This window comes from Paraburkholderia caledonica, from assembly GCF_000383275.1.
Classification (GTDB): Bacteria; Pseudomonadota; Gammaproteobacteria; order Burkholderiales; family Burkholderiaceae; genus Paraburkholderia; species Paraburkholderia caledonica.
On the sequence record NZ_KB911034.1, the window covers coordinates 475,703 to 493,416 of the forward strand.

The window sequence follows — 17,714 nt, forward strand, 5'->3', positions numbered from 1 at the left end:
CTTGCACGAGTTGATGCAGCGGAGCTTGACAGACAAAAACAGTAAGAAGGAGACACGAATGGATGACGATGAAATCGATCCGGTGCTGATCGCCGTGCTGGGGCAGCTTTGGCGCGCGCATCGAGAAAGCTTGGGAGACGCGAGGCCTCGCCGCGAGATGCGCAGCGGCGCGTGGTCGTTAGCACGGCTCTCCAAGCAGGCCAACGTGCCGATGAGCGCGCTTCGGCGGCAGTTGACGGTGCTCGTCGACAGCGGTCTGGTGGAGACGACTTTCGACGAAGAGGGCGCCGGCACCGCGCGTCTGAGCGACAGCGGCCGGGAAGTGTGCGCGGAGCTGTTCGGCGAGAGCGGTGCCGCGGGCGACGACGAGGCGCCCGACCCCGACGACACGTCGCCGCCGAGCCTTCACTAGTTAATCGCGCCGCGCGCAATACCGGTTCCGTTATACACGGGATAACAGCGAATAATTTTTCCTCTTAAATTGACCTCGGAATATGGCCCCCTATGCTGGAGGCCTGCCCGCACCAACGGGCGCCAGGCGAACCCCTTAATCGATTTCGGAGAATTCATGAAAACAACGCTGGCGCGAGCGCTGCATCGATCATTGCGTATCAAGACTGCCCGGACCGCGCTCGTTGCGGCATGTGCCGCAACCGTCGGCCTCAGCCTCGGTTTTGCTGCGACGGCAGCGTCGGCGGCCACCGCGCAGCCCGTCGGCATTGCGTTTGTCTACCTCGGCAATCCCGGCGACGCCGGTTGGACCTATGCGCACGAACAGGGCGTAAAAGAGGTCGAGGCAAAGTTTGGCGACAAGATCAAGGTGACGCGCATCGAGAACGTGCCCGAGTCCGCAGACTCGGAGCGCGTGTTCCGCGATCTCGCGTCGAAGGGCAACAAGATCGTGGTGGGTTCGAGCTTCGGCTTCCAGGACTTCGAACTGAAGGTCGCCAAAGACTTTCCGGATACGGTGTTCGAACACGCGACCGGCTACAAGAAAGCGGCCAACTTCGCGACGTACGACGTGCGCACCTACCAGAGCGCCTATCTCGCCGGGCTCGTCGCCGGTTACACGACGAAGTCGAACACGCTTGGCTTCGTGGGCTCGGTGCCGGTGCCGGAAGTGGTGCGCAACATCAACGCTTTCACGATGGGCGCGCGCTCCGTGAACCCGAAGGTGCGCGTCAAGGTCGTGTGGATCAATAGCTGGTTCGATCCGGGCCGCGAGAAGCAGGCCGCCGAAACGCTGATCGGCCAGGGCGCGGACGTTCTCATCCAGAACACGGATTCGACGGCCACCATGCAGACCGCCGAGCAGAAGAAGGTGCACGCGTTCGGCTGGGATTCGAACATGAAGAAGTTCGGGCCCAACGCGCAACTGGGCGCGTGCGTGAGCAACTGGGGCGTGTATTACACGTATCTGGTGCAGCAGGTCATGGCGGGCACATGGAACAACGCGCCGGTGTGGTGGGGCCTGAAAGAGAAGGCGATCGATCTCGCCGATATCAACACCGAAGCGGTGTCGCCGACTGCGCAGAAGGCGTTGAGCCAGAAGCGCGACGACATCATCTCGGGCAAGTTCAATCCGTTCGCCGGGCCGATCGTGGATCAGTCAGGTGCGGTGAAGGTTGCGGCGGGCAAGTCGCTGAGCGACGCGGAGCTGCTGCGTTTGAACTGGTTCGTGCAGGGCGTCGACGGCTCGCTGCCGAAGTAACGCGAACTGCATCGAGCCTCCCAGACTACCGACAGTAAAGAAGGAGTACACCCGTGAGTCTGACTGTTCCGAGCGCGGAGATGAGCGCAACGGCCGGCGCCGATGCGGCTGGCTTTCCGCCGCAGGGCTTGACGCCCACGCACGAGCAGATCGTGCGGCATCTGCGGCATTCGAGCCGGATCGCCGAGCGCGCGACGCTGCTCGGGCATCACCCGTTCGGCGCGGTGCTGGTCGGCCCGGACCAGGAAACCGTGTTGATGGAGCAGGGCAACGTCGACACCGTGAACCATGCGGAGTCGGTGCTCGCTCGCGTGGCGGCGCTCAACTTCACACCCGCTTACTTGTGGAGCTGCACGCTGTACACGTCGGTCGAGCCGTGTTGCATGTGCGCGGGCACGATGTATTGGGCGAACATCGGCCGGGTGGTGTTCGGCATGACGGAGAAGCGCCTGCTGGAGGCGACCGGAGATCACGCCGAGAATCCGACCATGAGCGTCGATTGCCGGTATGTCTTCGATCACTGTCAGAAGCGCGTCGAAGTGATCGGCCCGGTCGCCGAAGTCGAGTCCGAGGTAATGGACGTGCAGCGCAGGTTCTGGAATAGCCGTTAGCTCCGCTCCAGCATCGCGATGCCGCAGAACCAGTCGCCGCCATGCGGCCGGTATTTCCACCGGCCGTCGTTCTGCTTGATGACGCTCGGGCACTGCTCGCCGATCGCGATTCCCAGATTCGCGGCCGTGCATTGGTGCATTGCCGTTTCGACGGTGGGACTCGCAGGCACGGACGGCTTGCGTGAGCGCCCCGGGGGCGCGGGCTTGAGCACGGGTTTGTACGCATCGGCAGGTTCCAGGGGTTGGGCGAGCGCAGGCGGCGCGCCCGTCGGGAGGCTCGCCAGCAACTGCTGAAGCTCGTCGATACGTGTTGCGTACCACGTGCCGAGACACGCCGCGTCCCGGCAATTGGCCTCGCGCCAGGCCCATTTGCTGTCGCTGTCGGCGACAAAGCCGCGCCAATCCGGCGCTCGTCGGCGCGCTTTCCAGTAGAGCTGCCCAAGCGTGTCGTCCAGACGCGACAACGCCGTGTCGCTGCAGATCATCTTCTCGGTGAAGGAGCGGCCCTTCGTGCAGTTGAAACTTGCGGCCTGAACGGGCGAATGCGCGATCAGCAGCGCGGCGATCAGAACGGAGCGGACGATTTTCATGACGATTCCCGCGATGCATGGTTTTTCATGCAACCGATGATCGTCCGATCCCGTGCGATCGAGACGCCGGAAAAACGCGGCACTTACCGCGAGTGATTACCAGATGTTGCCTCGCGCGGGTCCGCCCGACACTCCCGATCGCGCAATGCAGCACAAACGGAAGCACGCCCGGCGGACATCTTCACGTTTGGCGGGTATACCCTGATGCGCTGCTTACGCTTTCTTGCCGATGTTGGGTTGGGGGGCGCATATATGAACCGCGAAGCGACATCACGCATGGACGTAGGAGCGACGCCCGATGCCGGCCATTACCGGCCGGATCTGGCCGAAGAGGTGTTGGCGTCGGAGCGTAGCGTGTTGCGGCTGATCACGCGCAATACGCCGTTGCCGGAATTGCTGGAAGAAGTCTGCCACCGCGCGGAAGCGCTGCTGGGCGGGGGCGCGTCGTGCTCGATCCTGCTGCTCGACGACGACGGCGTCCACGTGAAGATGGGCGCCGCGCCGTCGTTGCCGGCGGAATTCAGCACGGCGATCGACGGCGTGCCGATCGGTCCGAGCGCGGGCTCTTGCGGCACCGCGATGTACGAGCGGCGGCTGGTGGTGGTCGAGGACATCGAGACGGATTCGCTATGGGCGGACTTCCGCGCGCTTGCGTTGCCGCACGGCTTGCGCGCGTGCTGGTCGGTGCCGTTCGAGAACGACGCCGGCGCCGTGCTGGGCGCGTTCGCCGTCTATCATCGCGAGCCGCGCCGTCCTACCGCGCAGGAAGAGACTATGCTGCGCGACATCAGCCGCAGCGTCGGGCTTGCCGTGCATCAGGACGCGATGGCGCAGCGGCTTGCGAACAGCGAGGAGCACCACCGGCTGGTCGTCGATCATCTGATCGAGGGCATTGTCGTGCAGTCTCGCTCGGGCGTCGTGCTGGCCTGCAATCCGAGCGCGCAACGCATGTTGCGCACCGGTCCGCAGATCGTCGGGCGCAGTATCCGCACGGTGATGGTGCGTGGCTTTCACGAGGACGGCTCGCCCGTGGCCGAGCATGAGCGGCCTGTCGCGCAGGTGCTTGCGAGCGGCAAGCCGATGCTCGGCGTCACACTGGCGCTCGAACTGGTGAACGGCGAAGTGATCTGGGTCACCGAGAACGTCGTGCCGATTCTGAAGCCCGGCGAGAGCAAGCCCGACTCCGTACTGATCTCGTTTACCGACATCGGCCCGGTGCGCGAGGCGCAGCGCCAGTTGAAATTTCTCGCGACGCGCGATTCCCTCACCGGGCTCTACAACCGGGCCTATCTGACGGAGCGCATGAACAGCCTGTTCGCGCCCGGCAACCCGAATTACAGCGGCGAGCTCACGAGCGTTGCCGTGCTCTTCGTCGATCTCGACGGATTCAAGAAGGTCAACGACACGGCCGGTCATGAGGCCGGCGACGCGTTGCTGAAACGGGTCGCCGAGCGGCTTGCCGGCTGCGTCGGCCCGGACGACACACTCGCGCGCGTGGGCGGCGACGAGTTCGTGATCGTCGTGAGCGCCTGCGAATGCAACGAGCAGATAGTCGGCCTGGCGCGTCGCATCCTCGGGGAAATCGCGGTGCCGTTCGCGGTGGCGGACAACGAGTACTACCTGGGCGCGTCGATTGGCATCAGCCGCTTTCCCGAAGACGGCCAGGACGCTCCTACGCTGATGCGCAACGCCGACTCGGCGATGTATAACGCGAAACAGCGCGGCCGCAACAACTTCCAGTTCTTCACGGCCGAACTCAATCAGCAACTGCAACGCCGGTTCCTGATCGAGCAGTCGCTGCGCCGCGCGCTCGCCGCCCACGAACTCAGTCTCGTGTATCAGCCGATCGTCGATAGTCACGCCGGCCGGACCATCGGCGCCGAGGCACTGCTGCGCTGGTACAACAGCGAGCTTGGCAATGTCTCGCCGGCCGAGTTCATTCCGGTTGCGGAAGACGCGGGACTGATCGTCGAGATCGGCGACTGGGTGCTCGCCCGTGCCTGCGAGCAGGCGGCGCAATGGCGGCGCACGCTCGCGCCGGATCTGATCGTCGCGGTGAATCTGTCGCCGCGCCAGTTCAACGACGGTCTGGTGGAGCGGATCAGGCGCTGTCTGGACCACTCCGGGCTCGAGCCGGCGGCGCTCGAACTGGAAATCACCGAGCGGCTTCTGATGAGCGACAGCGACACCGTGCTGCCCATGCTGCTCGCGTTGAGCGCGACGGGCGTGCGTATTTCCGTCGACGACTTCGGCACCGGCTATTCGTCGCTGTCGTATCTGAAACGCTTTCCGTTGCACAACCTGAAGATAGACCGGTCGTTCGTGGCGGGCTTGCCCGATCATCGCGATTCGATCGCGATCACCCAGGCCGTGGTGGCCATGGCGCACTCGCTCGGTATGAACGTCACCGCGGAAGGCGTGGAGACGCCCGAGCAGGCCGCATTCCTCCGTTCGATCGATTGCGACAAACAGCAGGGTTATCTGTACAGCCGGCCAGTGGGAGCGAGCGCGTATGCACGCGCGTTGGCGGATGTGTATGCGGCGACGTGATCCGCTCGCCGCGTTGGCGTATGTCGCGAGGGTTCTCAATCCGCGAGGATCGGCAGCGTGACATAACCGCGCTGAAGACTGGGCGTAAGATGCAACGACCTGCATCTGAGCCCCAGGAGACTTGCGATGGCACAGCACTTCGACGCGGTTGTGATCGGCACGGGACAGGGCGGCGCGCCGCTCGCCGTGCGTCTTGGCAAAAGCGGCCGCCGCACGGCGGTCATTGAACGCGCGGCGTTCGGCGGGACCTGTGTGAACGTCGGCTGCACGCCGACCAAGGCGTATGTGGCGAGCGCCCGCGCGGCGCATGTGGCGCGCCATGCGGCGAGGCTTGGCGTGCATATCGGCGGCGCGGTCGGCGTGGATATGGCAGCGGTCAAGGCGCGCAAGGACAAGATCGTGGGCCAGTCGCACGACGGCGTGGAGGCCTGGCTGCGGGGCGCCAGGAACCTCACGGTGTTCACCGGCCATGCGCGCTTCACCGGGCCGCACACACTTGCCGTCAGCGGGCCGGACGGAGCTGTGCTGCACGAACTGAGCGCGGACGAGATTTTCCTCAATACGGGCACGCGCGCCGTGGTGCCGCCTCTTGAAGGCATCGAGCGAGCCCGCTATTACACCAACTCGAGTCTGCTTGAGATCACGGAGTTGCCAAGCCGGCTCGTGATTGTTGGGGGCAGTTATATCGCGCTCGAATTTGCGCAGGTGTTTCGCCGCTTCGGTAGCGAAGTGACGGTGCTGGTGCGCGGCGATCGTGTGCTCACGCGCGAGGACGCCGACTTTGCGGAGTCAGTGCAGAGCGTGCTGGCGCGTGAGGGCGTGGAGTTCCGTTTCGGAGTGCAGCCTTCGCGCGTGGAGCCGCATCCGCATCGCGAGAATGAAGTGTGTATCGGCTTCGAGCAGAATGTTCCGGCGCTGGAGGCGTCGCATCTGCTGTTCGCAACCGGCCGCAAACCGAATACCGACGATCTCGGTCTTGCCGCAGCCGGCATCGAAACCGACCGGCATGGCACGATTCCCGTGGACGGCCAGTTGCGCACCAATGTGCCGGGCGTATGGGCGATCGGCGACATCAACGGGCGAGGCGCGTTCACGCATACGTCTTACGACGATTACCAGATCGTCGCGGCCAATCTGTTCGATGGCGGCACGCGCACTGTCGACAAACGGATCATGGCGTACGCGGTGTTCGTCGACCCGCCGCTCGCGCGCGTGGGCCTTTCCGAAGACGACGTGCGCAAGAGCGGCCGCGACGCGTTGATCGCGACCATGCCGATGTCGCGCGTGGGCCGCGCTCGCGAGCGCGGCGAGACCGACGGTTTCATGAAGGTGCTTGCCGACCCGCACACCCGGCAGATTCTCGGCGCGGCGATCCACGGTATAGAAGGCGACGAGGCGATCCATACCATCATCGACATCATGACGGCGGGCGCGCCGTATCCCACCTTGCAATACGCGATGCACATTCACCCGACCATCAGCGAACTGGTGCCGACCTTGCTCGACGGTCTGAAGCCGCTGAAGTAACGCGAGCGCGGCGCGCATCGACAAAGCGTCGCGCCATCGCGGATAATCGCCCCGCATTCAATCGCATTCAATCGCATTCATTCGAGGAACAGCCGATGGGCAAGGGACGTGTCGAAGCCTTCAGCGATGGCGTGATCGCCATCATCATCACGATCATGGTGCTGGAAATCAAGGTACCGGAAGGCTTCGATCTCGCCGCACTGACTCCGCTCGTGCCGGTATTCGCCGCCTATGTGCTGAGCTTCATCTACGTGGGCATTTACTGGAACAATCATCATCACATGTTCCATGCGGTGCAAAGGGTCAACGGCGGCGTGCTGTGGGCCAATCTGCATCTTCTCTTCTGGCTGTCGCTGCTTCCCGCGGTCACGCATTGGGTCGGCGAAAATCATCTGGCCTCGTGGCCGACTGCCATGTACGGCGTCGTGCTGTTCATGTCGGCCATCGCGTACTTCATCCTGACGCGCACGCTGATCCGTGCGCACGGTCATGACTCGACGCTCGCAAAAGCGGTGGGCAACGACATCAAAGGGAAAGTGTCGGTGGCAATTTATCTGGCGGGCATTGCGCTCGCGTTCGTCGCACCGTGGATTTCGGCGGCGCTCTACGCGCTTGCTGCGGCATGGTGGCTCGTGCCGGACCGGCGCATCGAGCATGTGATGGAAGCCTGAGCGTGCTGGCGCTGAAGCTCGCGCTCGTGCCGGCGTTTCTCGCCGCGCTGACGATCGCGGGACGCTTGTGGGGACCGTCGGTCGCGGGATGGCTCGCGGGCCTGCCGGTCGTCGCGGGACCGATCGTGCTGCTGCTCGCGCTGGAGCGCGGACCGTCGTTCGCAGCGCAGGCGTCGGTCGCCTCGATTGCGGCGATTGCCGCGTCGGAAGCATTCAATTTCACATATGCGTGGAGTTGCCGCCGGTGGCCCTGGCCGCTCGCGTTGGCTGCGGGCATGAGCGGGTGGCTGACAGCGGCGGTGTTGCTCGTTCATCTGCGCCACTCGCTCGCCTGGGCGGTGGGCGCGGCTTGCGTGGCGGTCGCGGTTTCGCAGAGCGCTTTGCCGCGCGTGTCAGCGCACGTGCCGGCGGGACGCCTGGGCGCGGCCGACCTTGCCGTGCGCATGCTTGCCGGTGCGCTGCTGACGCTCGCTGTTACGAGCCTGTCCGCGTCGATGGGCGCGACGTGGAGCGGCCTGCTATCGGTGTTTCCGTTGCTCGGCATTGTGCTCGCCGTGTCGGCGCAACGTGAACACGGCCCCGGCTTCGTTGCGTTGCTGATGCGCGGCATGGTGATCGGGCGCGGCTCGTTTGCGGCGTTCTTCGCGGTCACAGCAGCGATGTTGCCGCGCTATGGCGTGTGGCTGAGCTTTGCGTGTGCGTCGGCGATTTCCGTCGTCGTGCAGGGCGCGACGCGGCGCATGCTGGATTCGAGGCGGCCGCTGCAAGTGGTGTCAAGCGAGACATCGTTGCAGCAGACGGTGGATTGATTTTTGCCGGTGCTTGCGGGCGATCGCCCTTGCGCAGCTAGTCTGCGTGCAACGAGCCTGATTGCGACCAGACCCGAGCTTCACGGATACTGTCGTCATGACTTCATCTACTCGCCGCGCGCCGTCGAGCCGCATCGGTCTCATCTCCGACACGCACAACCTCGTGCGCCCCGAAGCGCTCGAATACCTCGCGGGCTGCGACGCCATCATTCACGCGGGCGACATCTGTAACGAGGCTGTGCTCGAGGTGCTCCGTCAGATCGCGCCGCTCACCGTCGTGCGTGGCAATAACGACACCGGCGAGTGGGCCGCGTCGTTGCCTACGCATGCGACGCTCAACGTCCAGCAGGTCGCGATTCTTGTCGTGCATGACATCGCCGACGTGCCGGCCGATCCGCGCAACGACGGTATCGGCGTGGTGGTGACCGGCCATTCGCATAAGCCGTCGATCACCGAGCGCGACGGCGTGCTGTTCATCAACCCCGGCAGTGCGGGGCCGCGGCGCTTCAAGCTGCCGGTGTCGGCGGGCATCCTGACGGTCGAAGGATCGCGCGCGCAGGCGAGATTCGATCTGCTGCTGAAATGAAAACGGGCCGGCAAATCTGCCGGCCCGTCGTACGTCTACTTTCGATGTAACTGGAATGCCGCGCGGTGAGTCGCCTTCGCTAGCGCGATTACCGCAATCAAGCCTGATACCGCGGTTAGCGGCGACTCCCGAAGGAATCGTGTCGCGTCACCGCGGCTACCGCGCCGCAGTCAATCACGCACGCGCCGTAGCAGTGGCTGCGTAGCGTTCGTCCATCTCTTCGGCTTCACGTTCGCCGCGCAGCACTGCGTGCGCTTCGGCGCGCGTCGCCACGCAAGGGCCCGAGCCGAGCAGCGGCTTGCGGGCGGTTTCGCGAAGCGCCATCACGGAGACGATACCGATCAGCGACGCGCCCATCAGGTAGTACGCAGGCATCATCAGATTGCCGGTGCGGTCGACGAGCCATGCGGTCACCAACGGCGTCGTACCGCCGAACAGCGACACCGAGATATTGAAGCCGATGGCCAGCGCGCCGTAGCGGATCTTGGTCGGGAACAGCGCCGGCAGTGCCGACGGCATCACGCCCGTGAAGCACGACAGCAGCACGCCGAGAATCATCAGGCCGCCGAACACGGGCACCAGCGTGCCCATGCGGATCAGCAGCAGGGCAGGGATCGACAGCGCGAACAGACCCACGCAGCCGAACAGCATCACCGGCTTACGGCCGATCGTGTCGGACAGACGGCCGGCTGCGAGCGTCATCGGCATCATCAGTACCATCACGAGCAGCACGATGAAAAGACCGTGCGATTCGTTGAAGTGCAGGGTGGCCGACAGGTAGCTCGGCAGGTACGAGAGCGCCATGTAGTCGGTCACGTTGAAGATCAGCACGAGGCCGACGCACAGCAGCAACGGCTTCCATTGCTGCATGAGCAGATTGCGCAGCGACTGCTTCGGCACCGCCTTGTCTTCGGCTTCGCGTTGTTCGGCCTGCTTCTTGAACGCGGGCGTTTCTTCGAGCTTCATCCGGATATAAAGACCGACCAGGCCCAGCGGACCGGCGATCAGGAACGGCACACGCCATCCCCACGACAGCAGCGCGTCGTTCGACAGCGTCGCGGTCAGCACCGCAACCGTGCCTGCGCCGAGCACGTAGCCGATCAGCGTACCGAACTCAAGGAAGCTGCCCATGAAGCCGCGCCGCTTGTCGGTCGAAAATTCGGCGATGAAGGTGGCTGCTCCGCCGTATTCGCCGCCGGTCGAAAAGCCTTGCACCAGACGCGCTACGAGCAGCAGCGCCGGCGCGAGGATGCCGATCGAGCCATAGCTCGGGATCAGCCCGATCGCGAACGTGCCGATCGCCATCATGATCATGGTCATTGCGAGTACGCGCTGACGGCCGATGCGGTCGCCGAGCGGCCCGAACACCATGCCGCCGACCGGGCGCACGAGAAATGCGGCGGCAAACGTGCCGAACGTGGCGATCAACTGCGCGGAAGGGCTCGACGACGGGAAGAACACTTTGCCGAGCGTGACAGCAATGTAGCTGTACACGCCGAAATCGAACCATTCCATTGCGTTGCCGAGCGCCATGGCGCCGACGGCACGTTTGAGGAGCGAGTTGTCGACGACGGTGATGTCGTCGAGAGAAAGGCGCTGTTCTTGTTTGTGATGTCGCCAGAAGCCGTTGCTGGAAGCGGTCAAGGTAAAACTCCGATGACTGCGACGAAACTCATGATGCGTTCCGCCACGGTTGCTGGGAAGTGCAGTTTCGCAAACGGGGCGATGGCGTTCTTGCGCCGCGAAGGCGGAAGAGTGGGCGCGCGTCGGAAAAGAAACGCGAAAGCGCGGCAATAGCAGCAAACGCCCGTGCCTCGCGAGCCAGGTCGCGAAAAAACACTCGATTAAATTGTGTTGACTGTTGCACCTGCGTGGCCGTGGAGGGGGGCAGATGCATGAGGACGCAGACGGCTGGAGGCCGGACCTACGCCACTGGAAGGCTTGAAACGAAAAAGGCCGGTGCTTTATTCGCCGCCTGAATGACCCTTGGATGACCGAAGGGCGACTTCAAACCGCGATACGACCGACAAGCCTTCTTGTATAAAAACTGTTCCATCGCGATGGACTCACGCAGTGCAGGCACATGGCGGGTCGCAAGGTCAGAGAACGCGAATGTAGGTGAATTGCTGTTGGAACGACGCACATGTTAGCACGATGACAGAGGATCGTGCAAACCCGGTTTTGGACCCGCGGTCTGGCGAAGGCGCTCGATCCCTTGCGGGGCGGGAGATTCCGGCGATCGAGACGGTCTCGAAAAGACGTCTGGAAGAGCACGAAATGTACCGTTTGGAGAGTTTGCGCGGCAGGCGAGGGACGAAAAAAATCCGCGCACCTGGCGCGGATTTCGTCGCTACTGCTGCGAGTGTGGAGCACTCGATTCGCGCTCACTCAGCCGGCGGCGGCACGTAACCTTGCGCCGTATCTGCGCCTTCGCCGAAGAAAAACTTTTCGGTCTGCTTCATCAGATACTGTCGCGCGCGCGGGTCGGCCATGTTCAGACGGTTTTCGTTGATCAGCATGGTTTGCTGCTTCAACCAGGCTTGCCACGCTTCCTTGGAAATGCTTTCGTAGATCCGCTTGCCGAGTTCGCCCGGCAGCGGCGGGAAATCGAGGCCTTCGGCTTCCTTGCCGAGCTTCGCGCATTGAACCATACGAGTCATGCTGTGCTTCTCCTGTGTCGACCGGAGTGAATGCTTCGGCACTCACTCCAGTCCCATAAAAAATAATTACCGTAATCGATACGAGGACGGGCGGTCGCTTTATATGGGGCCGCTCAGAGCTGTTTCATCAGCACGAGCGATTTGCGCTGCCAGTTGTACAGTCGGCGGCGGTCTTCGGGCAGGTCGTCGACTGTGACCTTGACGAAGCCGCGCTTGAGGAACCAGTGCTCGGTGCGCGTGGTGAGCACGAAAATGCGCGTGAGCCCGCGGGCCCGCGCGCGTTGCTCGATGCGTTTGAGCAGGCGCTCGCCGTCGCCGGTACCCTGCGCTTCGGGCGCGACTGTCAGGCAAGCCATTTCGCCGATGCGCTCCTGCGTGTACGGATACAACGCCGCGCAGCCGAACAGCACACCATCGTGCTCGATCACCGAGAAATGGTCGATGTCGCGCTCGATCTGATGGCGGCCGCGCCGCACCAGTGTGCCGTCCGATTCGAGCGGCTCGATCAGCGCGAGAATGCCGCCGACGTCGTCCGGCGTGGCTTCGCGCAGACTTTCCAGATTCTCGTACGAGATCATCGTGCCCACGCCGTCGTGCAGGAACAGTTCGAGCAGCAGACTGCCGTCGAGCGCGTAAGGGATGATGTGCGCCCGCGCAACGCCGCCGCGGCATGCGCGGATCGAATGCTTCAGATAGAAGCCCGCGTCGCCGGTGACTTCGCCGCTTTCGTGCAGCTTGTACGCGTCGTCGAGCGACAGTTCGCGGATCAGTTCGGTGCCGTCTTCGCCGGCCTGCATGAGGCCGGGCGTTTCGGTCAGGAACACGATCTTGTCGGCGCGCAAGGCTATGGCGGCAGCCGAGGCGACGTCTTCCATTGCGAGGTTGAACGCCTCGCCGGTGGGCGAAAAGCCGAGCGGCGACAACAGCACCAGCTTGCGGCTTGCGAGCGAATGGCGGATCGAATCCGCGTCGATCTTGCGCACCACGCCTGTGTGCGCGAAGTCGACGCCGTCCAGAATGCCGACTGGGCGCGCCGTCACGAAGTTGCCGGAAACGACGCTGATGTGCGCGTGCGCCATGGGCGTGTTCGGCAAGCCCTGGCTGATGGCGGCCTCGATATCCAGACGCACTTCGCCCGCGGCTTCTTTCGCGGACTCGAGCGCGCGGGCGTCGGTAATGCGCATGCCGTGCGAAAACTCCGACTCGACGCCGTGCAGACTCATCTGTTCTTCGACCTGCGGCCGGGAGCCGTGCACGAGAACGATCTGGATGCCCATGGCCTGCAGCAGCGCGATGTCGGACACGAGCGCATTCAGGAGCCCCTGATGCACCACTTCGCCGCCGAAACCGACAACAAACGTCTTATTCCGGAACGCGTGGATATAAGGGGCGACTGAGCGCATCCAGTCGACGAATTGCGCGTGCTGTGCGAGGTTTTCCGTTGCTCCGGCGGGGGCCGGAACGCTCGCGGGCGCGGGGACGAGGTCGGTTTGGGAATTCATGCCGGGGATTATAATGCGCCCCCATGTCGAATGTACCCAAAAGTCCCGCCGCGGCGAACGAGAATGCGGCGCCGGCCGCCGATCAGGCGAACTCCGGCGACGCGCAGCGCCGCCCCGAAAAGGACGCGAACCGAAGCAACCCGGACGCGCCTCGCAAGGCGCGCGAGCCGCATCGTGCCGGCGAACGCGCGCAGGCGTCTTCCAACCACAAGAATCCGTCACGCACAGCGAAGGATGTCGAGCGCGCTGAGCCGCCTGGCGAGACGCGTAGCGCACCTGAATCGCGTGAACGGGGCGAACAACGCAAACAACGCGGCGAACAACGCGGCGAACAACGCGGCGAACAACGCGGGCAGAGCGCTCAGAGTGGCCAGCGCGACCAGCGCGGGCAGCCGGAGGCTGGAAAGCCATCGCGCCAGCAACCGCTCCGTGAGCCGCGCGCCCCACGTGAGGCGCGCGTGGTGCAGCCGAATCCGGTTCCGCCGATCACCTTCCCCGAAGCGCTGCCGGTCTCGGGCCGCCGCGACGAAATCGCCAAGGCGATCGCGGAAAACCAGGTAGTGATCGTGTCGGGCGAAACCGGCTCGGGCAAGACCACGCAGTTGCCGAAAATCTGCCTCGCGTTAGGGCGCGGCCTCGGCGCGGGCGGCTCGGGCTTGATCGGCCACACACAGCCGCGCCGCATTGCCGCTTCGGCGACGGGCCGGCGCATCGCCGAGGAGCTTGGCACGCCGTTCGGCGAAGTGGTCGGCTACAAGGTGCGCTTCACCGACAATCTGTCGCCGGGTGCATCCGTCAAGCTGATGACGGACGGTATTCTCCTCGCCGAAACACAGACTGATCCGCTGCTCAAAGCGTATGACACGCTGATCATCGACGAGGCGCACGAGCGCAGTCTGAACATCGACTTTCTGCTCGGCTACCTGAAGGAAATTCTCGCCAGGCGCCCCGATCTGAAGCTGATCGTGACGTCGGCGACGATCGACGCCGACCGGTTCGCGCGCCACTTCGGCAGCGAGGAAAAGCCCGCGCCAGTAATCGAAGTGAGCGGGCGGCTTTACCCGGTCGAGGTGCGCTACCGTCCGATCGAAGAGGACAGCCCCGCCGTGAAAGCGGCGCAGGGCACGTCAGGCACATCGGGCGGTCCGGCGTCGCGTGAACGTGCAAAGACTCCGCGAGAGACGGGCAAGGAGCGCGACCGCGATCTGATGGAAGCGATCGTCGACGCCGTCGACGAACTGTGCCGCGAAGGCCCCGGCGACGTGCTGGTGTTTTTGCCTGGCGAGCGTGAAATCCGCGACGCCGCCGAGGCGCTGCGCAAGCATCATCCGCCGCACACGGAAATCCTGCCGCTGTTCGCGCGCCTCTCCGCCGCCGATCAGGAACGCGTGTTCCGCACCTCCAACGCACGGCGCATCGTCCTCGCGACGAACGTGGCGGAGACGTCGCTCACGGTGCCGGGCATTCGCTACGTGGTCGATACGGGACTCGCGCGCGTGAAGCGCTATTCGTATCGCAACAAGGTCGAGCAGTTGCAGGTCGAGCCGATTTCGCAGGCCGCCGCGAATCAGCGGGCAGGGCGCTGCGGGCGGGTGGCCGACGGCATCTGCATTCGCCTGTATGACGAGAGCGATTACCAGAGCCGCGTGCGCTTCACCGATCCGGAGATTCTGCGGTCGTCGCTCGCGTCGGTAATTCTGCGGATGAAGTCGCTGCATCTGACGGCGATCGAGACGTTCCCGTTCATCGAACCGCCGCCGGGCCGTGCGATCGCCGACGGCTATCAGCTGCTGAACGAACTCGGCGCCGTCGACGACGACAATCAGTTGACGCCGCTCGGCCGCGAACTCGCGCGTTTGCCGCTCGATCCGCGCGTCGGCCGGATGATTCTCGCCGCGCGCGATCAGCAATCGCTGAAGGAAGTGTTGATCATCGCGAGCGCGTTGTCGGTGCAAGATCCGCGCGACCGGCCGATCGAAGCGCAGGAACAGGCCGACCAGGCGCATCGCCGGTTTGCCGACGAACGCTCGGAATTTCTGCAGTGGCTCAAAATCTGGAACTGGTTCGAAGAAGCGATCGCGCACAAGAAATCGAACAAGCAGTTGCACGAGGAATGCCGGAAGAATTTTCTGTCGCAATTGCGTCTGCGCGAATGGCGCGACGTGCATTCGCAACTGCTGACGGTGGTGCGCGAACACGGCTGGCGTCTGAACGAAGCTGAAGCGACTTTCGAGCAGATTCACCTCGCGCTGCTGACCGGTCTCCTGGGCAACATCGGACTGAAAGCCGACGACGAGCCGTACTACCTCGGCGCACGCGGCATCAAGTTCTATCTGTGGCCGGGCTCCGCGCTCGTCAAGAAAGCGGGCAAGTGGGTCATGGCCGCGGAACTCGTCGAGACGAGCCGTTTGTACGCCCGCTGCATTGCGAAGATCGAGCCTGAATGGATCGAAAAAATCGGCTCGCATTTGCTGAAGAAGTCGCTGTCAGAACCGCATTGGGAGAAGCGCGCGGCACAGGTGTCGGCCTTTGAACGGGCGGTTTTGTACGGGCTGCCGATCTATCACCGGCGGCGCGTGAGCTTCGGCAAACAGGACCCTGCGCGAGCGCGCGAACTGTTCATTCGCGGCGCGCTCGTCGAAGGTGAGTTCGACACCAAGCTCGGATTTTTCGCGCACAACCGCAAGCTGCTTGCCGACATCGAGCAACTGGAACACAAGTCGCGCCGTCAGGATGTGCTCGTCGACGACGAACTGATTTTCGCGTTCTACGACCAGGCGCTGCCCAAGGGCATTTACACCGGCGCGTCGTTCGAGCGCTGGTATCGCGATGAACTGAAGAAAAGCGGTCAGCCCGAGGACAAGTTGCGCCTGCTGTATCTGTCGCGCGACGATCTGATGCGGCACGAAGCTGCCGGCGTGACGACCGATCTGTTCCCGAAACGGATGACGATGGCGGGCGTCGAAATGGCGCTCACCTATCACTTCGAGCCGGGTTCTCCGCGCGACGGCGTCACGCTCGCCGTGCCGCTGTATGCGCTCAACCAGGTCGACGCGCGGCGCTGCGAATGGCTCGTGCCCGGCATGCTGAAGGAGAAGACGCAACTGCTGCTCAAGTCGCTGCCGCAGAAGCTCCGGCGTCACTGCGTGCCGCTGCCGGAATATGCGGCCGGTTTCGTCGACCGGCATGGGCCGCCGCGTTTTGGTGCCGGCGGTTTGCTCGAAGCGCTGATCGCCGATATTCGCGAGCAGAAGCAGCTCATGCTGAAACAGTCCGACTTCAAGCTTGAGACGTTGCCGCCGCATCTGTTCATGAACTTCAAGGTCGTGGACGAACACGGGCGGCAGCTCGCGATGGGGCGCAACCTGTCGCAGCTACGGGCGGAACTGGGCGGCCAGGCCCAGCAGCACTTCCAGAAGATCGCATCGAGCGCGGCAGGCGCGGCGTTGGCGGACGCGGCCGGTTCGCGGACGGACGGAGCAGGAGTTGGTGGAGCGCCGCGGACGGCGCCTGCATCGAGCGGTCAGGCACAGCGAGGGAAGGGCGCGGCTGCGCCGGCGCCGCAGACGCCGTCGCAGGGTGGCGCGGGTAGCGCAGGTAGTGCGGGTAGTGCGGGCGGCACGGCGTTGTACGAAAACCTCACCACGTGGAATTTCGGAAAGCTGCCGGAGTTGCTCGAAATCCGTCGCGGCGGGCAGACATTATTCGGCTACCCGGCTCTCGTGGATCGCGGCACGCATTGCGACGTCGAGGTGTTCGATTCGCCGGATGAGGCCGCGCGTATTCATCGGGCGGGCCTGCGTCGGCTATTCGCTTTGCAGTTGAAGGAGCCGATCAAGTATCTGGAGAAAAATCTGCCGGGCTTGCGCGAAATGGCGATGCAGTTCATGACGCGCGGTACACAGGAGGAGTTGCGCGATCAACTGATCGACACCGCGCTCGATCGCGCCTGCCTGCAGGACCCGCTGCCCGACGACGATGTCAGTTTCCACACGCGCCGCGATGAAGGACGTAGCCGGCTGACGTTGCTGGCGCAGGAAATTGCGCGACTGGTTGGACAGATTCTCGGCGAATATGCGTCGGTACTGAAGAAGCTGGTGCAGGCCAAGTCGTTCACCGCTGCGCACGCGGACATGCAGAATCAGCTCGACGCTTTGATCGGCAAGCGATTCGTGGTGGACACCCCGTACTCGCAGCTCACGCATTTTCCGCGTTATCTGAAGGGTATCGCGTTGCGGATCGACAAATTGAAGGCTGATCCCGCGCGCGACGCACGGCAGTTCGCGGAATTCCAGCCACTGCTGCAGAACTATCAGCGAGCGGTCGCGCAGCGCGGCGGCGTGCCCGATGCACGTCTGTCCGAGTTCCGCTGGCTGCTCGAAGAGCTGCGCGTTTCGCTGTTCGCCCAGGAGTTGCGCACGCCGATGCCTGTGTCGGTCAAGCGGCTTTACAAGGTGTGGGATTCGATGCAGCGGTGAGTCGTGGGGGGGCGTAGTG

13 protein-coding genes are annotated in these 17,714 nt (G+C 64.0%); 9 read left to right on the plus strand and 4 right to left on the minus strand.

Going from position 1 to position 17,714, the window contains the following annotated elements:
• Nucleotides 1-58 precede the first annotated feature (58 nt).
• The 3 genes from H281_RS0102205 to H281_RS0102215 all read left to right on the plus strand — a co-directional run bounded on the left by H281_RS0102205 (nucleotide 59) and on the right by H281_RS0102215 (nucleotide 2,322).
• Nucleotides 59-412, plus strand: a complete 354-nt coding sequence (locus tag H281_RS0102205) for a hypothetical protein (protein ID WP_020065458.1) — start codon at nucleotides 59-61, stop codon at nucleotides 410-412.
• A gap of 156 nt (nucleotides 413-568) precedes the next feature.
• The gene (locus H281_RS0102210) at nucleotides 569-1,711 is read left to right on the plus strand and encodes a BMP family ABC transporter substrate-binding protein (protein ID WP_020065459.1); all 1,143 of its coding nucleotides are present in this window, start codon (nucleotides 569-571) and stop codon (nucleotides 1,709-1,711) included.
• 80 nt (nucleotides 1,712-1,791) lie between these two features.
• On the plus strand, nucleotides 1,792-2,322 hold the full coding sequence (locus tag H281_RS0102215; protein ID WP_020065460.1) for a nucleoside deaminase: 531 nt from the start codon (nucleotides 1,792-1,794) through the stop codon (nucleotides 2,320-2,322).
• Here the strand turns inward: H281_RS0102215 and H281_RS0102220 are convergent.
• Entirely contained in the window at nucleotides 2,319-2,912 is a 594-nt protein-coding gene (locus H281_RS0102220) for a lysozyme inhibitor LprI family protein (protein ID WP_020065461.1), read from the minus strand. The two genes, H281_RS0102215 and H281_RS0102220, sit on opposite strands and share 4 nt — an antisense overlap.
• 252 nt (nucleotides 2,913-3,164) lie before the next feature.
• Between H281_RS0102220 and H281_RS0102230 the strand changes: the two genes are divergently transcribed.
• The 5 genes from H281_RS0102230 (at nucleotide 3,165) to H281_RS0102250 (ending at nucleotide 9,055) form a co-directional block, all read left to right on the plus strand.
• Nucleotides 3,165-5,462, plus strand: a complete 2,298-nt coding sequence (locus tag H281_RS0102230) for a putative bifunctional diguanylate cyclase/phosphodiesterase (RefSeq protein WP_027804224.1) — start codon at nucleotides 3,165-3,167, stop codon at nucleotides 5,460-5,462.
• Between the two features lie 126 nt (nucleotides 5,463-5,588).
• Nucleotides 5,589-6,989 (plus strand): FAD-containing oxidoreductase, encoded by a 1,401-nt coding sequence (locus tag H281_RS0102235; protein ID WP_020065463.1) that lies wholly within the window; start codon nucleotides 5,589-5,591, stop codon nucleotides 6,987-6,989.
• Nucleotides 6,990-7,084: 95 nt separating this feature from the next.
• Nucleotides 7,085-7,660, plus strand: a complete 576-nt coding sequence (locus H281_RS0102240; protein ID WP_020065464.1) for a TMEM175 family protein — start codon at nucleotides 7,085-7,087, stop codon at nucleotides 7,658-7,660.
• Between the two features lie 2 nt (nucleotides 7,661-7,662).
• Entirely contained in the window at nucleotides 7,663-8,469 is an 807-nt protein-coding gene (locus H281_RS0102245; RefSeq protein WP_020065465.1) for a hypothetical protein, read from the plus strand.
• A 97-nt stretch (nucleotides 8,470-8,566) separates the two neighbouring features.
• Nucleotides 8,567-9,055 (plus strand): metallophosphoesterase family protein, encoded by a 489-nt coding sequence (locus tag H281_RS0102250; RefSeq protein WP_020065466.1) that lies wholly within the window; start codon nucleotides 8,567-8,569, stop codon nucleotides 9,053-9,055.
• A gap of 174 nt (nucleotides 9,056-9,229) precedes the next feature.
• On the opposite strand, the gene proP is transcribed toward H281_RS0102250, so the two are convergent.
• The 3 genes from proP to argA form a co-directional block, all read right to left on the minus strand.
• Nucleotides 9,230-10,699 (minus strand): glycine betaine/L-proline transporter ProP, encoded by a 1,470-nt coding sequence (proP, locus tag H281_RS0102255; protein ID WP_020065467.1) that lies wholly within the window; start codon nucleotides 10,697-10,699, stop codon nucleotides 9,230-9,232.
• Between the two features lie 740 nt (nucleotides 10,700-11,439).
• Entirely contained in the window at nucleotides 11,440-11,715 is a 276-nt protein-coding gene (locus H281_RS0102260; RefSeq protein ID WP_027775455.1) for an oxidative damage protection protein, read from the minus strand.
• 113 nt (nucleotides 11,716-11,828) lie between these two features.
• Nucleotides 11,829-13,217, minus strand: coding sequence for an amino-acid N-acetyltransferase (gene argA, locus H281_RS0102265; protein WP_020065469.1), 1,389 nt, complete (start codon nucleotides 13,215-13,217; stop codon nucleotides 11,829-11,831).
• A 23-nt stretch (nucleotides 13,218-13,240) separates the two neighbouring features.
• Here argA and hrpA point away from each other — a divergent pair, with 23 nt between their 5' ends.
• Nucleotides 13,241-17,695: an ATP-dependent RNA helicase HrpA gene (gene hrpA / locus H281_RS0102270; protein ID WP_020065470.1), complete on the plus strand. Its 4,455-nt coding sequence runs from the start codon at nucleotides 13,241-13,243 to the stop codon at nucleotides 17,693-17,695.
• The last annotated feature ends 19 nt before the right edge of the window (nucleotides 17,696-17,714 follow it).

What these genes read in the sequence shown, in the direction of transcription:
- H281_RS0102230 (WP_027804224.1), top strand. Translation starts at nt 3,165, where the DNA reads ATGAACCGCGAAGCGACATCACGCATGGACGTAGGAGCGACGCCCGAT.
- H281_RS0102210 (WP_020065459.1), top strand. Translation starts at nt 569, where the DNA reads ATGAAAACAACGCTGGCGCGAGCGCTGCATCGATCATTGCGTATCAAG.
- H281_RS0102205 (WP_020065458.1), top strand. Translation starts at nt 59, where the DNA reads ATGGATGACGATGAAATCGATCCGGTGCTGATCGCCGTGCTGGGGCAG.
- H281_RS0102260 (WP_027775455.1), bottom strand. Translation starts at nt 11,715, where the DNA reads ATGACTCGTATGGTTCAATGCGCGAAGCTCGGCAAGGAAGCCGAAGGC.
- H281_RS0102240 (WP_020065464.1), top strand. Translation starts at nt 7,085, where the DNA reads ATGGGCAAGGGACGTGTCGAAGCCTTCAGCGATGGCGTGATCGCCATC.
- H281_RS0102235 (WP_020065463.1), top strand. Translation starts at nt 5,589, where the DNA reads ATGGCACAGCACTTCGACGCGGTTGTGATCGGCACGGGACAGGGCGGC.
- hrpA (WP_020065470.1), top strand. Translation starts at nt 13,241, where the DNA reads ATGTCGAATGTACCCAAAAGTCCCGCCGCGGCGAACGAGAATGCGGCG.
- argA (WP_020065469.1), bottom strand. Translation starts at nt 13,217, where the DNA reads ATGAATTCCCAAACCGACCTCGTCCCCGCGCCCGCGAGCGTTCCGGCC.
- H281_RS0102215 (WP_020065460.1), top strand. Translation starts at nt 1,792, where the DNA reads ATGAGCGCAACGGCCGGCGCCGATGCGGCTGGCTTTCCGCCGCAGGGC.
- H281_RS0102220 (WP_020065461.1), bottom strand. Translation starts at nt 2,912, where the DNA reads ATGAAAATCGTCCGCTCCGTTCTGATCGCCGCGCTGCTGATCGCGCAT.
- H281_RS0102250 (WP_020065466.1), top strand. Translation starts at nt 8,567, where the DNA reads ATGACTTCATCTACTCGCCGCGCGCCGTCGAGCCGCATCGGTCTCATC.